Origin of the sequence: Dankookia rubra, from assembly GCF_004355005.1 — a bacterium.
In the GTDB taxonomy this organism is placed as follows: Bacteria; Pseudomonadota; Alphaproteobacteria; order Acetobacterales; family Acetobacteraceae; genus Paracraurococcus; species Paracraurococcus ruber_A.
Genome location: NZ_SMSJ01000257.1, coordinates 1 through 1,489, shown reverse-complemented (window position 1 = coordinate 1,489; position 1,489 = coordinate 1). Strand labels below are relative to the sequence as shown.

Here is a 1,489-nt window from a genome sequence, read left to right as displayed (position 1 = left end):
GGTAGCTGCTCATCCCCGGTGTTGCTGGGTCGCGTTGGAAGGCTTCGCCGGGCGCTTGACGTAACCGCATGATGTTTGATTCAAGCTCTGGATGGACCGGCTCCCCGCTCTTTCGTCGCTCTCGCATAACGAGAAGGATGCCCTGATCCATGCGCTCTGGGCGCAGGTTCAGGCGCTGACGGCACAAGTCGGCATCCTGACGGCCCGGGTTGCTGAGTTGGAGGCGAAGCTCCGCCTCCCGCCGAAAACGCCCGACAACTCCAGCCTGCCGCCGTCGCAGGGCAAGAAGCCGAACCGCGACGACAAGCCTGCCCGGCAGGGCCCCCGCCAGGGCAGCCTTGGGCGCAAAGGTGGCGGGCGCCTGCTGGCCGAGGTGGCGGACGAGACCGTCACCGCCCGTCCGTCCTGCTGTGCGCAGTGCGAGGCGGCGCTGACCGAGGCCGACCTGACGCTCGCCAGCCGCTTCGACAAGGTCGACCTGCCGAAGGTCGTGCCGGTGGTGACGCGGGTGGAGCGCTACGCCGGGCACTGCCGCTGCTGCGGCGGCACCACCCTCGCCCCGCTGCCGGAGGGGCTGGAGCCGGGCACACCATTCAGCCTGAACATCGTCGCGCTGGCGATGTACTTGCGCTTCGTCCACCACGTCAGCTACCGCCGGCTCAGCCGGCTGATGCTCGAGCTGTTCGGCCTCGCCATCAGCGAGGGTGCCCTCGATGCCGCTTTCCAGCGCGGCAAGCCTCGCTTCGACGCCGAGACTGCGGCCATCCTGGCCCGCCTGCGTCGGGCTCGGGTGGTCTGCTCGGACGAGACCGGCGTGCGCATCGACGGCCGCACCTGCTGGAACTGGGTGTTCCAGAACAACGAGGTGGTGATCCATGTGGTCCGCCGCAGCCGTGGTGCCGGCGTCGTCGCCGAGGTGATGGACGGTCATCGCCCGGCGATTTGGGTCTCCGATCTCTACAGCGCCCAACGTGGCCATGCCGAGGCCTGGCAAATCTGCCTGGCGCACCAGCTGCGTGACTGTCGCTACGCCGCCGAGGCGGGCGATATCATCTTCGCCCCCCGCATGAAGGCGCTGCTGCTACGCGCCGCAGTCCTCGCCCGGCGACATCGTGGTCTGGCCGAGAGCACACGGCGCGAGTACCGCCGCCGCCTCGAGCACGCGCTCGATGCCGTCATGGCGCTTGCCCCGACAAACCGGCACGGCCAGCGACTGCGAAAGCGCTACGGCAAGCTGCGCGAGCATCTCTTCACCTTCCTTGATCATCCCGACGTTACCGCCGACAACAATGGAAGCGAGCGAGAGCTTCGACCGACCGCCACCTATCGCAAGGTCACCGGCGGCTTCCGATCCACCTGGGGCGCCGATCTCTACGCCGCGGTGCGCTCTGTCATCGGCACCGCGACGCGGCGCAGCACCGACGCCTATCAGGCTATTCGTGCCACGCTCCAAGGCCAGTCCATCCTCGCCCCGGGTTGAGCAGCTACC

1 protein-coding gene is annotated in these 1,489 nt (G+C 68.4%); it reads left to right on the top strand.

The annotated features are described in order from the left end of the window. The first annotated feature begins 91 nt into the window (after nucleotides 1-91). Nucleotides 92-1,480 (top strand): IS66 family transposase, encoded by a 1,389-nt coding sequence (gene tnpC, locus E2C06_RS36395; protein WP_133293375.1) that lies wholly within the window; start codon nucleotides 92-94, stop codon nucleotides 1,478-1,480. Nucleotides 1,481-1,489: the final 9 nt, after the last annotated feature.